General features: G+C 75.1%; 18 protein-coding genes. 8 read left to right on the top strand and 10 right to left on the bottom strand.

Annotated features, from left to right (window positions below; all coding sequences use genetic code 11):
• The first annotated feature begins 42 nt into the window (after positions 1 to 42).
• Positions 43 to 333 (top strand): YciI family protein, encoded by a 291-nt coding sequence (locus AB7F12_RS25640; RefSeq protein WP_428498167.1) that lies wholly within the window; start codon positions 43 to 45, stop codon positions 331 to 333.
• A complete protein-coding gene (locus AB7F12_RS25635) occupies positions 330 to 1,223 on the top strand; it encodes a cation diffusion facilitator family transporter (RefSeq protein WP_428498166.1) in 894 nt (297 codons plus the stop codon). The genes AB7F12_RS25640 and AB7F12_RS25635 overlap by 4 nt, the downstream gene beginning before the upstream one ends.
• On the opposite strand, the gene AB7F12_RS25630 is transcribed toward AB7F12_RS25635, so the two are convergent.
• On the bottom strand, positions 1,169 to 3,427 hold the full coding sequence (locus tag AB7F12_RS25630) for an FUSC family protein (protein WP_428498165.1): 2,259 nt from the start codon (positions 3,425 to 3,427) through the stop codon (positions 1,169 to 1,171). The two genes, AB7F12_RS25635 and AB7F12_RS25630, sit on opposite strands and share 55 nt — an antisense overlap.
• Positions 3,428 to 3,559: 132 nt before the next feature.
• On the opposite strand from AB7F12_RS25630, the gene denD reads away from it, so the two are divergent.
• From denD to AB7F12_RS25610, 4 genes are all read left to right on the top strand, one after another.
• The gene (denD, locus tag AB7F12_RS25625) at positions 3,560 to 4,519 is read left to right on the top strand and encodes a D-erythronate dehydrogenase (RefSeq protein WP_428498164.1); all 960 of its coding nucleotides are present in this window, start codon (positions 3,560 to 3,562) and stop codon (positions 4,517 to 4,519) included.
• A 76-nt stretch (positions 4,520 to 4,595) separates the two neighbouring features.
• A complete protein-coding gene (locus tag AB7F12_RS25620) occupies positions 4,596 to 5,285 on the top strand; it encodes a FadR/GntR family transcriptional regulator (RefSeq protein ID WP_428498163.1) in 690 nt (229 codons plus the stop codon).
• Entirely contained in the window at positions 5,282 to 6,751 is a 1,470-nt protein-coding gene (locus AB7F12_RS25615; protein WP_428518015.1) for a four-carbon acid sugar kinase family protein, read from the top strand. Before AB7F12_RS25620 ends, AB7F12_RS25615 begins: the two co-directional genes overlap by 4 nt.
• Entirely contained in the window at positions 6,748 to 7,641 is an 894-nt protein-coding gene (locus AB7F12_RS25610) for an NAD(P)-dependent oxidoreductase (RefSeq protein WP_428498161.1), read from the top strand. The genes AB7F12_RS25615 and AB7F12_RS25610 overlap by 4 nt, the downstream gene beginning before the upstream one ends.
• Here the strand turns inward: AB7F12_RS25610 and AB7F12_RS25605 are convergent.
• Genes AB7F12_RS25605 through AB7F12_RS25590 form a run of 4 tightly spaced genes read right to left on the bottom strand, consistent with a single transcriptional unit; the run spans position 7,557 to position 11,433 of the window.
• On the bottom strand, positions 7,557 to 8,642 hold the full coding sequence (locus AB7F12_RS25605) for a hypothetical protein (RefSeq protein WP_428498160.1): 1,086 nt from the start codon (positions 8,640 to 8,642) through the stop codon (positions 7,557 to 7,559). The two genes, AB7F12_RS25610 and AB7F12_RS25605, sit on opposite strands and share 85 nt — an antisense overlap.
• The gene (locus AB7F12_RS25600) at positions 8,639 to 9,283 is read right to left on the bottom strand and encodes a MerR family transcriptional regulator (protein WP_428498159.1); all 645 of its coding nucleotides are present in this window, start codon (positions 9,281 to 9,283) and stop codon (positions 8,639 to 8,641) included. The genes AB7F12_RS25605 and AB7F12_RS25600 overlap by 4 nt, the downstream gene beginning before the upstream one ends.
• Before the next feature lie 33 nt (positions 9,284 to 9,316).
• Positions 9,317 to 10,321, bottom strand: coding sequence for a Gfo/Idh/MocA family protein (locus tag AB7F12_RS25595; RefSeq protein ID WP_428498158.1), 1,005 nt, complete (start codon positions 10,319 to 10,321; stop codon positions 9,317 to 9,319).
• Positions 10,318 to 11,433, bottom strand: coding sequence for a phytanoyl-CoA dioxygenase family protein (locus AB7F12_RS25590; protein WP_428498157.1), 1,116 nt, complete (start codon positions 11,431 to 11,433; stop codon positions 10,318 to 10,320). The genes AB7F12_RS25595 and AB7F12_RS25590 overlap by 4 nt, the downstream gene beginning before the upstream one ends.
• A gap of 100 nt (positions 11,434 to 11,533) precedes the next feature.
• Here AB7F12_RS25590 and AB7F12_RS25585 point away from each other — a divergent pair, with 100 nt between their 5' ends.
• Positions 11,534 to 12,574 (top strand): LacI family DNA-binding transcriptional regulator, encoded by a 1,041-nt coding sequence (locus tag AB7F12_RS25585; RefSeq protein ID WP_428498156.1) that lies wholly within the window; start codon positions 11,534 to 11,536, stop codon positions 12,572 to 12,574.
• 18 nt (positions 12,575 to 12,592) lie between these two features.
• Here the strand turns inward: AB7F12_RS25585 and AB7F12_RS25580 are convergent, their stop codons facing one another.
• A complete protein-coding gene (locus AB7F12_RS25580; protein WP_428498155.1) occupies positions 12,593 to 13,582 on the bottom strand; it encodes a helix-turn-helix domain-containing protein in 990 nt (329 codons plus the stop codon).
• An 86-nt stretch (positions 13,583 to 13,668) separates the two neighbouring features.
• Here AB7F12_RS25580 and AB7F12_RS25575 point away from each other — a divergent pair, with 86 nt between their 5' ends.
• Positions 13,669 to 13,896 carry a hypothetical protein gene (locus AB7F12_RS25575; protein WP_428498154.1) on the top strand — a complete coding sequence of 76 codons (228 nt, stop codon included), beginning with the start codon at positions 13,669 to 13,671 and terminating at the stop codon, positions 13,894 to 13,896.
• Here AB7F12_RS25575 and AB7F12_RS25570 read toward each other — a convergent pair.
• The 4 genes from AB7F12_RS25570 to AB7F12_RS25555 all read right to left on the bottom strand — a co-directional run bounded on the left by AB7F12_RS25570 (position 13,866) and on the right by AB7F12_RS25555 (position 17,575).
• Positions 13,866 to 14,315 carry a nitroreductase/quinone reductase family protein gene (locus AB7F12_RS25570; RefSeq protein WP_428498153.1) on the bottom strand — a complete coding sequence of 150 codons (450 nt, stop codon included), beginning with the start codon at positions 14,313 to 14,315 and terminating at the stop codon, positions 13,866 to 13,868. The two genes, AB7F12_RS25575 and AB7F12_RS25570, sit on opposite strands and share 31 nt — an antisense overlap.
• 73 nt (positions 14,316 to 14,388) lie before the next feature.
• Positions 14,389 to 15,066 (bottom strand): sugar phosphate isomerase/epimerase family protein, encoded by a 678-nt coding sequence (locus AB7F12_RS25565; protein WP_428498152.1) that lies wholly within the window; start codon positions 15,064 to 15,066, stop codon positions 14,389 to 14,391.
• 327 nt (positions 15,067 to 15,393) lie between these two features.
• Positions 15,394 to 16,248 carry a PDR/VanB family oxidoreductase gene (locus AB7F12_RS25560; RefSeq protein WP_428498183.1) on the bottom strand — a complete coding sequence of 285 codons (855 nt, stop codon included), beginning with the start codon at positions 16,246 to 16,248 and terminating at the stop codon, positions 15,394 to 15,396.
• An 85-nt stretch (positions 16,249 to 16,333) separates the two neighbouring features.
• The gene (locus AB7F12_RS25555; RefSeq protein WP_428498151.1) at positions 16,334 to 17,575 is read right to left on the bottom strand and encodes a cytochrome P450; all 1,242 of its coding nucleotides are present in this window, start codon (positions 17,573 to 17,575) and stop codon (positions 16,334 to 16,336) included.
• Positions 17,576 to 17,625: the final 50 nt, after the last annotated feature.

Below are 17,625 nucleotides of genomic sequence, written 5' to 3'. Positions count from 1 at the left end.
CCGCGCCCCGTTGCGGACGGGCTCGCACCCGGTGGCCGCCCCGTGACCGCGCCGCTGTTCGTGATGACCTACGAGCCGGCCGACGGGTTCGGGCCGCTCGCCGCGCAGCACGGGCCCGCGCACGTCGCGCGGCTCACGGAGTTCCACGACCGCGGCGTCCTGCTGCACGCCGGGCCGTTGCAGGACCCGTTCGACGGGACCGCGATCGGGATCTTCACCTCCCGCGAGGCCGCGGAGGAGTTCGTCGCGGGCGACCCGTTCGTCCGCGGCGGCGTCGTCGCGCGGTGGACGATCCGCGGCTGGGCCGACCTCTTCGCCGAGCCGGCGGGATGAACGACGCCCGCACCCTCCTCGTCTCGGTCTGGGCGTCCGTCGCGTTCGCGGTGCTGTCGCTCGTCTGGGGGCTGGCCGTGGACTCCCGGCTGATCCTGTTCGACGGGCTGTACTCGTTCGCGAGCGTCGGGCTGTCGCTGCTCGGGCTGTGGGCGCTGCGCGCGGCCCGACGCGGTCCCGACGACCGCTTCCCGTGGGGCCGCGAGATCTACGAGCCCGTCGCGATCGTCGTCAAGGCGGCGGCGCTGGGCGGGTTGTGCGGCTACGCGCTGGCGGGCGCGATCGGTGACCTGCTGGCCGGGGGGCGCGACGTCGACACCGGGTGGGCGTTGATCTACGCCGTCGTCGCCACCGCCGGCGGGGTCGCGGTGTCGCTGTACATGCGGCGCAAGGCCCGCGGCGGCTCCGACCTGGTGCGCGCCGAGGCCGCCGAGTGGTGGGGCGACGCGCTGCTCTCGGTCGGGGTCCTGCTCGGGTTCGGGGCGGCCTGGGGGCTCACCCTCGCCGGCCGCGACGACATCGCCCGCTATGTCGACCCGGCCATGGTCGCGCTGATCTCCGCGGCGTTCCTCGTCGTCCCCGCACGGCTGCTCACCGCGGCGCTGCGCGAGGTGCTGACGATGTCGCCGCCCGCGCTGCGCGAGCAGCTGCGCACCTGCGTGGAGGACGTGCGCCGCGACCGCGGGTTCGCCGAGTCGTTCCTGCGGGTGTCCAAGGTCGGCAGCAGGCTCGACGTCGAGGTCGACTTCGTCGTCGTCCCCGACTCGGCAGCACAGACCGTCGCCGACTTCGACGACGTGCGTGCCGAGCTGCGCGACCGGTTCCGGGCCCTCGGTCAGGACCCGTCGGTGTCGGTGGGGTTCACGGCGGACCGCTCGTGGGTGGCCTGAGGGGCCGGCGCCGGACCGGTCACGGGCGGTGCGGCGAGACGTTCCAGGTCGGCCGTGATCGTGACGAGCCACGCCCAGGCGTCGAGCACCAGCAGCCCCTCGCCGGCGTCGTCGCCGAGGTCGCGCGGCGCCTGCGCGTCGACGACGTCACGGCAGGCGCCGACGTTCGCCGCGGACACCGGTGCGCCCGCGGCGAGGGCGTCGGCGGCACTGCGCAGCGACGTCGCGACCTCGTCGGCGGCCGCGGTGAGCCGGTCGGCGGCCCCGGGCGCGCGCACCCGCCGCCCGGCGGGGTGGCGTTCGCGCAACGTCCCCGCGTACGTCGACAGCCGGTGCACCGTGGTGAGCAGGGCGAGCCAGTCGGGCTGTGGTCCCGGGCCGGCGGGTTCGGTGCGTGCCTGCACGTAGGTGTGGTCGAGCAGGGCGGAACGGCGGCCCAGCCCGGTCGGCGGGGCGGCGGTGCCGCGGGCCACCTGCCCGATGGTGGCGAGGACCTCGTCGGCCCCGGCGCGCAGCGCCTGCGCCCCGATCCGGCGCAGCTCGCCCGAGCCGCCGCGTGGCCACACCGCGGCCCCGATGACGACGCCGACGAGCCCGCCGGTCAGGACGTCCTCGAGCCGTACCTCGGCCAGCTGCCACGTCGACGGGGTGAGCTGTGCGAACAGCAGCGACACGACGACCGTGAACCCGGCCTGGCCCGCTGCGACCCCGAACACCGGCCCCGCGACGAAGGCCACGATCATCGTCACCGGGAGCAGCCACGGGTAGAGCCCGACCGGGACCCAGGTCAGCGCCGCGGCGGCGACGACCGCGCCGCACAGCGTGCCGACGAACGCCTTGACCAGCGTCGACCGGCTCGCGACGGCGGAGGTCCGCATCAGGCTCAGCGTCGCGAGCAGCACCCAGAACCCGTGGGAGAGGTCGAAGACGCCCGCGACGAGCCGGGCGACGCCGAGCCCGATGCCGACCCGGACCGCGTTCTGCAGGTACACCGACCGCGGGGTCACGTTGTTCGCGACCCGTCGCCACAGCAGGTCCCAGCGTGACGCGCCGAGGAACCACAGGTCCGGTGGCAGTTCCCCGGCCGGCCGGTGGCCACCGAAGCCGTGCGCGGCCAGCCCGGCGACCCGCCCGGCGCGCGCGACCGCGGCGGCGGTCAGCCCGGCTCGCAGGTCGGCCGTCGGCCCGTCGGCCAGCGGGAGGTGGCGCACCCTGGCCTGCAGGTAGGTGTCCGTCGTCGCGTCGAGCCCGGCGAGCGACGGCGGCGGCCCGCCGTCGAGCGCGGCGGCGGTGCCGCGCAGCACCCCGGCCGTGGCGTCGAGCAGGTCGGCGGTGACGGGATGGGGCTGCTCGGCGGCGAGCAGCGCGGCGAGTGACGACGTGCGGGCGGCGGCGAGGCGGGAGGCGGCGGCGACGGCGAACAGCGACCGGTCGCGCAGCCCGTAGCCCAGCGGCCGTTCGGGGAGGGGGGCGTTGCTCAGCCGCAGCGCGTCGGCCGCGTCCAGGGCGGCGGCGCGGGCGCGGGCGAGACCCGGACCGTCGGTCTCGCCTGCCCGCAGCGTGGTCGCCAGGACCTCGGCGAACCGTGCCGACGCCGCCACGGACTCCCGGAACCGGCGGGGTGGGTCGGGCCGGTCCGGGGCGGGCAGCAGGTACCGGTCGGCGACCGCGAGCAGCACGATTCCCAGGGTGACCCCGGCCAGCCGTTCGCCCAGCTGGTCGGGGGTGAACGGAGGGAAGCAGGGGAGCACGAAGAACAGCTGCAGCCCGTTGGCGACGCTGCCGACGCGCGGGCCCGCCACCCCGGAGTAGGCGATCGCCGAGCCGACGACGAGCATCGCCACGACGGCGAGGGCCGTGTTCGCCGCGACGAAGGTGCCGATGGTGACCAGCACGATCGCGACGCCCAGCACGACGGCGTACCCGCGCAGCCGCTGCTCGCGCGAGCCTGTCACCTCCGACAGGGCGCCGAGCGCGACGGCACCGAACAGGGCGTAGAGCGCCATCGTGTCGTCGCGGATCACGTAGTGGCACAGGTAGAAGCACGCGCAGGCGACGAGCGTGACCCGCACCGCGCGGCGCAGCGCCGTCCACCCGGGGTCGTGGCGTGCGAGCGCTGCCGACGGCGCCTGCCAGAGGTGGGCGGCGGCGGTGGGGGGGACGGATCCGGTCGCCAGGACGCCCTCCCTCCGCGGCGGCGCCACCCGGCACCGACCGAAACCTAGCGAGGCGCCGCGGCCGTGGCCAGGACCGCTCGGCTCCGCGGATCCGGCCGTAGGCTCGGCCGGCGTCGACGGACGGATCGGGCCGGCAGCGGCCCGGGGAACGGGGTACGGATGAAGGTCGTCGTGACGGGTGCCGCGGGGTTCCTGGGCGGGAGGCTGGCCCGCACGCTGCTCGACCGCGGGGAGCTCGACGGGCGGCCGGTCGACGAGCTGGTGCTGCTCGACGTCGTCGCCGCGACCGTGGGCGAGGGCGATCCGCGGGTGCGCACGGTGGTCGGCGACGTCGCCGATCCGGCCCTGCTCGGCGAGGTGGTCGACGCCGGTACCGACGTCGTGTTCCACCTGGCTGCGGTCGTGAGCGGGCAGGCCGAGGCGGAGTTCGACCTCGGGATGCGCATCAACCTCGACGGTTCGCGGCTGCTGCTCGACGCCTGCCGGGCGGCCGGGTCGGTGCCGCGGGTGGTGTTCACCAGTTCGGTCGCGGTCTACGGCGGGGAGCTGCCCGACGTCGTCACCGACTCGACGCCGCTGACCCCGCAGACCTCGTACGGCACCCAGAAGGCGTGCGCGGAGCTGCTGCTGGCCGACCACACCCGCAAGGGCCACGTCGACGGGCGGGTGCTGCGGCTGCCGACGGTGACGGTCCGCCCCGGCAGGCCCAACGCGGCGGCGTCGGGGTTCGCGAGCGGGATCGTCCGGGAGCCGCTGGCCGGCGTCGCGACCGTGGTGCCGGTGCCGCCGCAGGTGCGGATGTGGGTGCTGTCGCCGCGTTACGCCGTCGAGGCGCTGGTCGCGGGCGCGGAGCTCGCGTCCGGGCAGCTCGGTGGCTCGCGGGCGGTCAACCTGCCCGGGGTGTCGGTGTCGGTGGGGGAGATGGCCGCCGCGCTGGGACGTGTCGCCGGTCCGGAGGTCGCCTCCCTGGTGAGCTGGGAGCGGGACCCGGCGATCGAGGCCATCGCCGCGACCTGGCCCGGAGCGTGGGACACCAGCCGGGCCGAGGCGCTCGGGCTGCGGGGCGACCCGGACTTCGACGCGATCGTCCGGGCCTACATGGAGGACGACATGCCTTGACGGGCGGGCGGCGGCGACGGAGAGTGTCGTCGTCGACATCAGACGTCTGATGTCGACGTCGTGGACGGGAGGCAGGGTGCCGACGCTGGCCGAGACCGTCGCCGACGCGCTGCTCGATGCTGTCGTCGCCGGCCGCTACCCCGCCGGCACCGCGCTGCCGCCCGAGGGCGAGCTCGCCACCGCCCACGGCGCCAGCCGGCTCACCGTCCGGGAGGCCGTCCGCATCCTGCGCGCCACCAACGTGCTGGAGGTCCGCCGCGGCCTCGGCACCTACGTGACGCCGCCGGAGCGGTGGCGCTCGCTGGACCTGCTCGTGCGCACCCAGCACGGCTCGGCGGTTCCGGAGCTGCTGCTGGAGGCCCGCCGGATGGTCGAGGTCGGGGCTGCCCGGCTCGCCGCGTCCCGCCGTGGCGACGACCACCTCGCCCAGCTGCGGGCCTGCGTGGCGCAGATGCGCGCGGCGTCGGAGGCGGGGGAGGTCGACCGGTTCGTCGAGGCCGACATCGCCTTCCACGACACCGTCCTGCGCGCCACCGGCAACGTGTTCGTCCCCTTCCTGCTCGAACCGTTCGGCACGCTGCCGGTCGCGGCGCGCCGCCAGACCTCGTCGGTGCCCCGGATCCGCGAGCACGCCCTCGCCGAGCACGCGCGGATCGTCGACGCGCTCGCCGCGGCCGATCCCGACCGGGCCCGCGACGCCATGGAGTCGCACATGAACCAGACCCTGGCCGACCTGCGCGAGCACGTCCTGGGCGGGTCGTCGTGATCCCGCTGCCCGCGGTGACGGGGCCCGTCGACGTCGACGACCTGGTCCGCGGCTACCCGCCGCCGTTGCGGGTCGACGCGGGCGGGCTCGCCCGCCGGGTCGCCGCCGGGCGCCGCGTCGTCGTGCTCGACGACGACCCGACCGGCACCCAGTCCGTCGCCGACGTCCCCGTCCTCACCGCCTGGGAGCCCGACGACCTCGCGTGGGCCTTCGCCCAGGACACCCCGGGGTTCTTCGTGCTCACCAACACCCGCAGCCTCGCCGAGGCCGACGCCGTCGCCCTGGGGGAGGAGGTCGCCGCCGCTGTCGCCCGGGCCGCGGCCGAGGCGGGGGTCGACCACATGCTGGTGTCGCGCAGCGACTCCACGCTGCGTGGCCACTTCCCGGCAGAGACCGACGTCCTCGTCCGCGCCGCCGCGGCGGCCGGGGCGCCCGTCGACGGCATCGTCATCGTGCCCGCGATGATCGAACCGGGCAGGCTCACCGTCGGCTCGGTGCACTGGATGCGCACCGCCGACGGGATGATCCCCGTGTCGCACAGCGAGTTCGCCCGTGACGCCACCTTCGGCTACACCAACGCCGACCTGCGCGACTGGGTCGCGGAGAAGACCGGCGGGCGGGTGGGCCGCGGCGCCGTCGCGACCCTCACGCTCACCGACCTGCGCGGCGGCGGGCCCACCCGGGTCGCCGCCGTCCTCGGTGGCCTCACCGACGCGCAGCCCGTCGTCGTGGACGCCGCCACCGACGACGACCTGCGCGTGCTCGTCGAGGGGCTGCTCGCCGCGGAGGCGGCGGGGAAGCGGTTCGTGCACCGGTCCGGGCCGTCGTTCGTCCGGGCTCGGCTCGGGCAGACCGCCCGCGCCCCGCTCGCGGCCGACGACCTGCACGCAGCGGGCGCCGACCCCGCCGACGCCCGCACCCCGGTCCCGAACGGGCTCGTCGTCGTGGGCTCCCACGTCGGGCTGACGACCCGCCAGCTCGACCGGCTGCGCGCCGCGGGCGGCACCACGGACGTCGAGCTCGACGTCCCCACGCTGCTCGACCCGGCCCGCCGGGGGGCCCACGCCGGCGCCGTCGCGGCCGCGGTGGTCGATCTGCTGGGCGGTGACGCCGACGTCGTCCTGCGCACCAGCCGCACCCTCGTCACCGGCGCGGACGCCGAGGAGAGCCTCGCCATCGCCCGCACGGTCAGCGCATCCGTGGTCGGCGTCGTCGCCGAGGTCCTCGCCCGGGCGCGGCCGCGGTTCGTCGTCGCGAAGGGCGGGATCACGTCGTCGGACACCGCGACCGGAGCGCTCGGGATCGCCCGCGCGTGGGCCCGCGGGACGCTGCTGCCGGGGATCGTCTCGGTGTGGGAACCGGTCGCCGGACCCGCCCGCGGCATCCCCTACGTCGTGTTCGCGGGCAACGTCGGCGACGACGCCGGGCTGCTCGACGCGCTCACCGTGCTGCGGGGGATCCGATGACCGACGTGGCTGTGCTCGGCCTGGGCGCGATGGGGCTGCCGACGGCCGCCCGCCTCGCCGGGGCGTTCACCGTGAGCGGGTTCGACGTGAGCGCGCAGCGCCGGTCACTCGCCGAAGGGTCGGGTGTGCGGTCGGCGGCGAGCCCCGCCGGCGCCGTCGTTGCGGGCGGGATCGCGCTGCTCGCCGTGCGCGACGAGGCCCAGGTCCGGGCGGCGCTCTTCGGCGCCGACGGTGCCGCGGCCGCACTCGGTACCGGCGGGCTCGTCGTCCTGACCAGCACGATCGGCCCGGCCGCGGCCCGCGCCCTCGCGCCGGACCTGCGGCAGCACGGCGTCGCGCTCGTGGACGCGCCGGTCAGCGGCGGCCCGGCCCGCGCCGCGGAGGGCGACCTGCTGGTCGTCGTCGGCGGCTGCGGGGAGGCGCTCGACCGGGCGCGGCCGGTGCTCGACCGGCTCGCCTCCACGCTCGCGGTCGTGGGGGAGCACCCCGGCGACGGGCAGTCGATGAAGACGGTGAACCAGCTCCTCGCCGGCGTCCACATCGCCGCGGCCGCCGAGGCGGTGGCGCTGGCCCGCGGGCTGGGGCTCGACCCGGCGACCGTCGTCGAGACGTTGTCCGCCGGCGCGGCGGGCTCGTTCATGCTCGCCGACCGCGGCCCGCGGATGGCCGCGGCCTACGCCGCGCCGGCCGGGGACGTCGAGGTCCGGTCGCGGCTCGACATCTTCGTCAAGGACATGGGCATCGTCACCGACGCCGGCCGCACCGCGCGCGTCCCGCTGCCGCTGGCCGCTGCGGCGCAACAGCTCTACCTGTTGGGGCACGCCGCGGGGATGGACGCCCGCGACGACTCCAGCGTCGTCACGCTGCTGTCCCCTGCTCCCGGAACGTGACCATGGACGTCGACGAGGAGAAGGTCCGGTTCGGCACCGGCACGAGCACCGGCTTCGGCCGGCACCGCGACCGGAGCCGGGTCGTCGCGGCCGGCGCGCAGCGCGAGGGCGGCGGCCACGACCGTCGCGACGAGCACCGCGCCCGCCGCGGTGAGGGTTGCCGCATCCGGCGCCACGACCGGCTGCCCGCGCAGCGCCTGCCAGGTCAGGACGGCCAGCAGCCCGGTGTAGGCGCCCGTCGCGACCCACACGAGCCGGCGGCGCACCGGCGACGACGCGAGCGCGGGGACCCGCGGCGCGAGCAGCTCGAGGGCCACGAGCACGAGCGGGATCGCCTGCAGCGCATGCATTCCGACGAAGTGCGGGATGCGCAGGTCACCGCCGACGGTGCTCCACCCGAGCAGCGCCAGGCCCGGCCCGCCGTCGGCGAGGCCGACGCTGTGGGCGCCGATGATGTCGCCGCCCTCGGCGATCTGGGCCGCGGTCGGGACGGTCATCAGGAACCCGAGCGCCATGCCGATCAGCGCGAGCACCGAACCGGCGCGGATCGCGAGGGTGCGGGCGGGTTCGCCGTCGCGGCGGCGGAACAGCTGCGCGCAGACGTAGAGCGTCGCGAGCCAGACGATGACGATCGAGATGCCCATCGCGCGCCACATCACGGCGTCGAACGTGGTGGCGTTGTTGAAGTGGCTGGTCGTACCCCGCACGACCTGGGTCACGATGACGACGACCTCCACGGCCAGGAACGCCGCCGAGATCGTCCCCGCCCACCAGGCGCGGCGCCGCTGCACCCGCAGCTGCGAGATCAGCCAGGCCCAGGCGACGGCGTAGATCGCGATCGAGATCGCGAACTTCGTGGGTTTGTCCCAGATCGGCAACCCGGTCAGGACGCGGTCGTCGACGACCATGCCGACGATCCCGACGACGGTCAGGACCGCCATCGCGGCGGCGAGGGCCATGAGCGGTCGGTGCCAGCGGTAGGCGGTGTGCAGGGTGGTCATCGCTGCTCCTGTTCGGGTGGGAAGTGCTTGGCGGACGTGTGTTCCTGGGCCATGCGGCGCAGGGCGGCGAGGAGGGCGTCGCCGACGACGGTGCCGACCAGGGCGGTCTGCACGCGCAGGTCGCGGTCGGCGACCCGGGCGACCGAGCCCAGGTCGGCCTCGGCGACCTGTTCGGCGGCGCGGGCGTAGACGTCGGCGAGGCCGTCGAGGTTCTCCAGGCCCAGCCGGTAGATCGTGGCCAGCGCGCTGACGGCTGCCGCGCGGGCCGGCGCCTGCGCGCTGACCTGCCAGCCGAGGTCGGCGACCAGCGCGTCGAGGCGGGTGCGCGCGCGGGCGTGGTGCTCGTCGTCGGGGTCGGCGCCGGCGGCGGTGACCGTCCTGACGGTGCGGCCGAGCACGTCGTGCAGGGACGTGGCCGGATCGTCGACGGCGAGGAGCACGTCGCGCACGGTGGCGACGGAGAGCCCGCCGACGTCGAGCAGTGAGCGGATCAGCCGTAGCCGGGTGACGTGCGCGTCCCCGTAGGACGCCTGGTTGGGCGATGTCGTCGTCTCGCCGCGGGGGAGCAGGCCCTCGCGGAGGTAGTACTTGATCGTCGGGACCGGGACCCCGGTCGCCTGGCTGAGTTCGGAGACGCGCACGTGGATAGCGTAACTATCGGATAGCGACGCTGTCTACTCTCCGTTCTCGATGTCCCGGACCCGGACGGGACGGCGCTCCCTCCGCGACCGCGTCGCGGCCTCGGCGACGAGGGTCGCCGCGACCGCGTCGGCCACCGTGCACGGCGACGGCCGTGTCCCGGCGACGACCTCGGTGAACGCCACCAGCTCGGCCCGGAACGCCTCGGCGAAGCGGTCCATGAAGAACGTGTGCGCCGGGCCCGGGGCGGGCGCGCCGGGCTCGGTGCGGCGCAGCGGCAGCCCGTCGTCGTGACCCGCCGCGACGCTGTCGGCGGTCCCGTGCACCTCCAGCCGCACGTCGTAGCCGCGCGCGTTGCGCCGGGCGTTCGACACCACGGCCGGCGCGCCGTCGTCGAGCGTCAGGATCGACGACACCGTGTGCGCGTCACCGATCGCGGTGTAGACGGGATCGCCGCCGTCGTCACCCGTCGCGTAGACCTCGACGACGTCACGGCCGGTCACCCAGCGCACGGCGTCGAAGTCGTGGACGGCGCAGTCGTGGAAGATGCCGCCCGACACCGCGAGGTACGCCGCCGGCGGCGGCGCCGGGTCCAGCGTCGTCGACCGCACGGTGTGCACGTGCCCCAGCTCGCCGGCCGCCACCGCGGCCCGGGCGGCGACGAACGCCGCGTCGAACCGGCGGGGGAAGTCGATCTGCACCCGCTCGTCGCGCCCGGCCAGCTCGGCGCGCAGCCGCAGCGCCTCCTGCGGCGTCGCGGCGACCGGCTTCTCGCAGAACACCGGGATCCCGGCGTCGACCGCCGCGCGCAACAGCGCCGGATGGGCGTCGGTCGCCGCGGCCACGACCAGCCCGTCGATCCCGTCCGCGAGCAACGCCGTGACCGACGGGGCGGGCTCGGCACCGACCGCCCGCGACACCCGGTCGGTCACCTCCGGCACCGCGTCGGCGACGACGAGCGAGCCCACCGCGTCGAGACCGGCGAGCGTACGGGCATGGACGGTGCCGATCCGGCCGAGACCGGCCAGGCCGATCCTCACGACGTCCGCCTGCGCGCGGCGTGGCGGCGCAGCGTCGCCGCGAACGTCTCCTCGTCCTGGCCCTCGCGCAGGGCGCGGTGCACGACATCGGCCTGCGAGGGCGGGGCGAGCCCGTCGACGGGCGGGTCGAGGTCGAGGTTCGTCGGGAACGGGTAACCCTCCGCCGCCGCGGCCACGGCGTGCTCGACCGGGAGCCCCAGCGCGGCCCGGGCCCGCAGACCCGGATAGACCGCCCGGCACACCCGCTCCCGGTCGACGCTCTCCATCGCCCGCCCGAACGCCGACGAGATCTGCAGCAGGTTCGCCGTGCGCCGGACGTCGCTCGACCGGTTCGTGCCCGCCCCGTGGATCACCGCCGGGTTGAAGAACGCGGCGTCCCCGATGCGCAGCGGCAATTGCACGTGGTGCTCCTCGAAGTAGGCGCGGAACTCGGGGCGGGTCGTCGCCAGGTAGCCGTCGGCGTACTTCTGCGAATGCGGCAGGTACAGCGTCGGACCGCTCTCGACCGGCATGTCGCCGTGCGCGACCGCGCCCTGCAGCGTCAGCACGGGCGACAGCCGGTGCACGTGCGCGGGGTAGCGCGCGATCTGCCCCGGTGACAGGAAGCCCAGGTGGTAGTCGCGGTGCCCGACCTGCGCCGTCCCGCCCGGGTTCACGACGTTAACCTGCGACGTCACCTGGTAGCCCGGGCCCAGCCACGCCTGCGACACCAGCGCGACGACGTCGCAGGAGTAGTAGTCGAGGAACACCTCCGGCGCCCGGACCGCGAGCTTCTCCAGCGCGTTCCACACCCGGTCGTTCGTGCCGGGCGGCGCGAAGTGGTCGCCCGACGCCGTGCCCGTGGCACGCTGCTCCGCGATCAGCTCGGCGAACACCGCGCTCGCCCGGCCGACCACCGCCGGGTCCAGGGCGCCGCGGACCACGACCACGCCCGGGCCCTCGCCGAACGCCCGCACCACCTCGTCGGCGGGGGCGGCGCGCAGGCCGTCGGCGTCGTAGACGAGCACCTCGTCGAGGACCTCCGCCGCGTGCGGGTACGACGCGATGTCGGTGCGGTCGGTCAGGACCTCGACGAGGTCGTCGAGCAGGGGGGACGTGCGGGTCTGCGTCATCGCATGCTCCCTGGTGGTGGGGTCCGTCCGTACCGACGCTAGGGCGCGGTCCGGCTCGCGGACCCTCGGAAAACCGTCGAGAAACCCTCAAAATCGACGGGTGGTGCACGCCTTCCCGATCCGCGACGTCGCCCGGCAGGCCGGGGTCAGCGACGCGACCGTCGACCGCGTCCTCAACCGCCGCGGCGGCGTCCGCGCCGGGACCGTGCGCGCCGTCGAGCAGGCCGTCGCCGAGCTGGAACGCCAGGCCACCCAGGTGCGGCTCACCGGCGCGACGTTCGTCGTCGACGTCGTCATGCAGGCGCCCCACCGCTTCTCCGACGCCGTCCGCGCCGCGCTGGAGGCCGAGCTGCCCGGCCTGCGGCCCGCCGTGTTCCGCGCCCGCTTCCACCTGCGCGAGTCCGGATCACCCGACGACACCGTCGCGGTCCTGGACCGGATCGCCCGGCGCGGATCGCACGGCGTCCTGCTCAAGGCACCCGACGCCGCCGAGGTCGCCGGGGCCGCGCGGCGGGTCGTCGCGGCGGGCATCCCCGTCGTCACCTTCGTGACCGACGTCCCTGCCAGCGGCCGCATCGCCTACGCCGGCATCGACAACCCCGCGGCGGGCGCGACCGCCGCCTACCTGATCGAACAGTGGCTCGGCGACCGTCCCGGCGACGTGCTGCTCACCGTGTCGCGCAGCAGCTTCCGCGGTGAGGAGGAACGCGTGACGGGGTTCCGCGGCGCCCTGCGCTCGCGGGCGCGCCACCGCGACGTGGTCGTCGCCGACGGGACCGACGGCCTCGACGCGACGATGGCCGACCGCGCGGGCGCCGCCCTCGACGCGCACCCGGGGATCGTCGCCGTCTACTCCGCGGGCGGGGGCAACCGCGCGATCGTCGACGCCTTCGCCGCCCGGCGCCGCGCGTACCGCGTGTTCGTCGCCCACGACCTCGACGAGGACAACGCCGCGCTGCTGCGCAGCGGCGCGATCTCGGTGGTGCTGCACCACGACCTCGGCCAGGACCTGCGCCGCGCCTGCCAGGTCGTCATGCAGGCCCACGGTGCCCTGCCCGGCGGCATCCACTCCTGGCCGTCGACGGTCCAGGTCGTGACGCCGTTCAACAGCCCCGACCCCGCGCCCCTGCGCACCCGGTGAGCGAGGGGCCGGCCGCGTTCAGGACCCGGCCGCGGCCACGGGCCGGCGGGCGCGCGCCGCCGCGCTCTCGTGGAAGGTGCGCCGGTAGTCGCCGGGGGTGACGCCGACGGCCTTGCGGAAGTGGTGACGCAACATCGCGGGGGTGCCGAACCCGCAGGTGCGAGCCACCTCGTCGATGCCGAGCCCGGTCTGTTCGAGCAGCTGGCGCGCCCGTAGCACCCGCTGCTGGGTGATCCACCGGTGCGGCGTCGTGCCGGTCTCGGCGAGGAAGCGGCGCGAGAAGCTGCGTTCGGACATGAGCGACCGCCGCGCCAGGTCCACGACGGTGTGCTCGCGGTCGAGGTGGGTGAGCACCCAGTCGAGCGTCGGCGCGATCGCGGCGTGGGTGCACTCGGGCACCGGCTGGTCGAGGAACTGGCGTTGCCCGCCCTCGCGCTGGGGCGCGACCACCATCAGGCGGGCGATCGTGTTCACCGCGGCGCTGCCGAGGGAGCGGCGCACCACGTGCAGGCAGGCGTCGATCCCGGCTGCCGAGCCGGCGCTGCTGACGAGGTTGCCGTCGTCGACGAACAGGACGTCGGGGTCGACGATCGCCAGCGGGTGCCGCGCGCGCAGCTCGTCGACGTTGCGCCAGTGCGACGTGCAGCGGCGCCCGTCGAGCAGGCCGGCGGCGCCGGCGACGAACACGCCCGAGCAGATGGTCAGCACGGTGGAGCCCGCGGCCGCCGCGGCCCGGACGGCGTCGAGCACCTCGTCGGGGAAGGTCCGCATGTTGGTCGCGGGCAGCGCGACGAGGTCGGCGCCGAGCAGGCCGTCGAGCCCGTGGCCGGGCACGATGTGCAGCCCCTCGACGGTGCGGACGGGCTGGTGGGCGACGGCGCCGCAGGTGCGGAACTCGATCGGCGGGATGCCGTCCCCGGTGCGGTCGAGGCCGAAGACCTCGCAGAGCACGCCGAACTCGAAGACGATCATCTCGTCGAGCGCGAGCACCGCGACGCTGCTGACCACGAGGCGACCGTACTTGGCCGGATATCGATGCACAACGACTTCTGTCCACCTGTTGGCAGGAAATCATCGTTGGTCACAATCCAGCCATGTCCGATACACGCCCACTCCGGCTCTGCGAACGCTGCTTCGGTGCGATCGGCCGTGACGAGCAGTACCTGCGCCTGGCCCACATCGGTGCCGCACTCCCCGACGGGTCGATCCAGTGGCTCGACATGTTCGTCCACACCGCCGAGTGCGTCTCTCCGGCGCAGCGACGCGACCTCCACCGGACCGGGTCGGGCCGTCAGCGCGCGGTGAGGCGCACGACCGGATAGACCCGCTCCGACCTGCCCTGGTACTTGGCGTAGCGCGGCTGGGCCGCGACGATGCGGGCCCAGGCCCGCTCACGCTCCGGACCGTCGAGGACCTCGGACCTGACGGGCCGCGGGCCCTGCCCGGGGAGCTCGACGGCCGCACCGTCCGGGTCCGCGACGAGGTTGCGCAACCACTGCGGCGACCCGGCGCCGCCGCCCGAGGCGACGACCAGCCAGGCCTCCCCCTCGGCGAACCAGGACAGCGGGGTGTCGTGGCGCCGGCCGGTCCGCCGGCCGGTCGTGGTCAGGACGAGCAGGTCCATGCCCATCGACCGGCCCTTCCCGGCCCGGACCCGCGCGACGGTCCTCGTGTTCGACCGCCGCTGGAACCACAGTGAGAGGCGCCCCGGGCGGGCGTCCGTTTTGTCGCTGTTCGTCATGATCGCGACGGTAGCGGGGGCGCCGCGACGTGTACTTCTCGATTCCTGACCGCTTCCCGGCACTCGGGCCGGCTCACGCCGGCGCCGCGATCGCGGCGCGCGCCGCGAGCAGGGTCCGGGCGGCGACACCGAGGTCCTCGCGCTGACCCAGCTCGGCGTCCTCGTGCTCGATCGCGACCGCCATGTCCGGGTCGATCCGCTCCAGCGCGGCGAGGAACGCCGTCCAGAACGCGACGTCGTGCCCCCGCCCGACCGCCACGAAGTCCCACGACGCACCGTCGGGCCACCGGCTCAGCGTGTACCGCCCGCCCAACCCGACGGCGCCGGGCTCGTCGGGACCGACACGGCCGAACCGGTCGTCGAGCACCCCGTTGACGGCGGCCGCCGGGTTGATGCGGGTGTCCTTGGCGGCGGCGTTGCGGACCAGGCCGCCGAGCGCGTCCAGGGCGGCGATCGGGTCGATGTGCTGCCAGAACAGGTGGCTGGGGTCCATCTCGGCGCCGACGTGCGTCGCACCGATCTCCGTGGCCAGCCGCAGCATCGTCGCCGGGTTGTAGACGACGTTGTGCGGGTGCATCTCGATGCAGACGTGCACGTCGGCGTCGGCCGCGCGGTCCTGCACGAGGCGCCACCAGGGGATCGCGACGTCGTTCCACTGGTGGTCGCGGGCGTCGAGCTGGCTGCTCTCCCAGGGCAGCACGGTCCACGCCGGGCGCAGCCCTGCCGGGTCGGACGCCGGCAGCCCCGACATCGTGACGGACGCGGCGCACCCCGAACAGTGCCGCCACCTCGATCGAGGCCAGCACGTCGGCGGCGTGCTCCTCCCGGACCGCCGGGTCGGGGTGCAGCGGGTTGCCGTTGCAGTTGAGCGTCGTCAGCTCGACGCCGGCGGCGGCGAACGTGCCGAGGTACTCCTCGCGCGCCGTCGCGCTGCCGCGCAGCAGGTCGACGGGCAGGTGCGGCGTCGGCAGGAAGCCACCGGAGCCGACCTCGGCGGCGTCGAGGCCGAGCTCGCGCAGCACGGACAGGGCCTCGGCCAGCGGGAGGTCGTGCAGGCAGGCCGTGTAGGCGCCGAGCTTCACAGGTCCAGCACCAGCCTCGGGCAGCGGGCGCGCGACACACAGATCATCATCGCGTCGCCGACGGCCTGCTCCTCGGGCGTGAGCACGGAGTCGCGGTGGTCGATCTCCCCGGACAGCACCGGCGTCTCGCACGTCCCGCAGGTGCCCTCGCTGCACGACGACAGCACGCTCACCCCGGCCTCCTCGACGACGTCGAGGATCGAGCGGTCCGGCGGCACCGTGACGGTCCGGCCGGTGGTGGCGAGCTCGACCTCGAACGAGCCGTCGAGCACCGGCCCGGTGAGGGGCTTCGCGGTGAACCGTTCCACCCGCAGCGAGCCCGCGGGCCAGCCGGCACAACGGCTCTCGACGGCGGCGAGCAGCGGCTCGGGCCCGCAGCAGTAGACGAGGGTGTCGGGCCGGGGCGTGTCGAGGAAGGCGAGGTCGAGCAGCCCGCCCTCGTCCTGCGGCCGGACGGACACCCGCGGGTCGTCGAGCTCGTCGAGGAACGCCATCGAGGCGCGGCTGCGTCCGCCGTACACGAGTTCCCAGTCGGCCCCCGCCGCGGCGACCATCGTCAGGATCGGGGTGATCCCGATGCCGCCGGCGACGAAGAGGTAGCGCGGCGCGTCGAGCAGCGGGAAGTGGTTGCGCGGCCCGCGGACGGTGACGGTGTCGCCGCCCCGCAGTTCGTGCGCCCAGGCACTGCCGCCGCGACCGTCCGGCTCGCGCAGCACCGCGACGCGCCAGGTCTCGGCGGTCGGCGATCCGCACAGCGAGTACTGCCGTGGCCCGGCCGGGGTGACCAGGTCGATGTGCGCGCCGGGCTCCCAGCGCGGCAGCGGTTGCCCGTCCGGCGCGCGCAGGGACAGGACGACGACGCCGTCCGCGGCCGTCTCGCACGAGACGACGACGGCGTCGGTCTCGAACTCGACGCCTCGATCAGGGACATCAGGCTCACGAGGTCCTCCCGGACGGGGTGAAGGAGACGGGCAGGCTGTCGAGGACGCGCATGTTGGGGGTGCTGCGGTAGCGGGTCAGCGGACCGCTGATCTCGAAGCGACCCAGCCGCGGCAGCGCGACCTCCAGTGCCACGCGGGCCTCCAGCCGGGCCAGCGGGGCGCCGAGGCAGCCGTGCAGCCCCTCGGAGAACGACATGTGCCGCTGCGGCGGGCGGGTCACGTCGAACCGGTCGGGATCGTCGAACTGCCGCTCGTCGCGGTTGGCCGACCCGTACACGAGGAACACGCGCTCACCCGCGGGGATCGTGACCCCGTGCAGCTCGACGTCGCGCGTCGTGGTCCGGCCCGCGACCTGCAGCGGCGCGTCGAACCGCAGCGCCTCCTCGACCGCGGCCGGGATGCCCGCCGGGTCGGCGACCAGCCCGGCCGCCTGCTCGGGGTGGCGCGCCAGCTCGCGGAACGCCGTCGACAGCAGAGCCGACGTGCTCTCCACCCCGGCCAGGAACAGCACGAACGCCAGCCCGACGATCTCGGAGTCGCGGTCGATGCGCGCCGGGGCGTACGGCACGCCGTCGTGGTCGTCGACCTCGGCGGTGACGAGCGTGGACAGCAGGTCCTCGCGCGGGTGGGCGCGGCGTTCGGTGAGCACGTGGGCCAGGTAGTCCTTGGTGTCGTGCAGGGCGTCCCACGCGACGGGGGTCAGGCGCGGGTCGTCGTCCTCGCGGTCCTTGAGCCCGTGCGACCAGCGGACGAGGTCCTCGCGGTCCGAGCCGGTCGTCGGCAGGCCGAGCACGTCGAAGAACACCGCGTAGGGGATGGGCCACGCCAGGTCCTGGGCGATGTCGGCGGTGCCGGTGTCGGCGAACCGGTCGACGAGCCCGGTGACGACGCGACGGACGTCGTCCTCCAGCTTGGCGATCGTGCGCGGGACGAAGGTGCGCTGGACGATGCGGCGCAGCTGGTCGTGGCGCGGGTTGTCGATGTCGGGCAGGAAGCCCGGCGCGCTCATGTCCTTGGCGGTGTCGTCGATGTCGATGCCCTCGAACGACAGGTAGGTCTCGTGGTCGCGGGCCGCGGCGCGCACGTCCTCGAACCGGGAGAGCGCCCAGAAGCCCCACTTCTGCGAGTGGTAGACGGGGGCCTCGTCGCGCAGCCGCCGGTAGACCGGCCACGGATCGTCCTTGAAGGCCGCCGAGTAGGGGTCGTAGACGACCTGCTGGGCAGTGCTGGCGGTCATGGCGCTCCCGTCGTCGCTGATTTAAAGCGCTTTAAGTACGGGTACTATCC

This window comes from Pseudonocardia sp. (assembly GCF_050250275.1).
GTDB lineage: Bacteria > Actinomycetota > Actinomycetes > Mycobacteriales > Pseudonocardiaceae > Pseudonocardia.
Note: the sequence above shows the minus strand (reverse complement) of the source record. Positions and strands in the feature narration are given on the sequence as shown.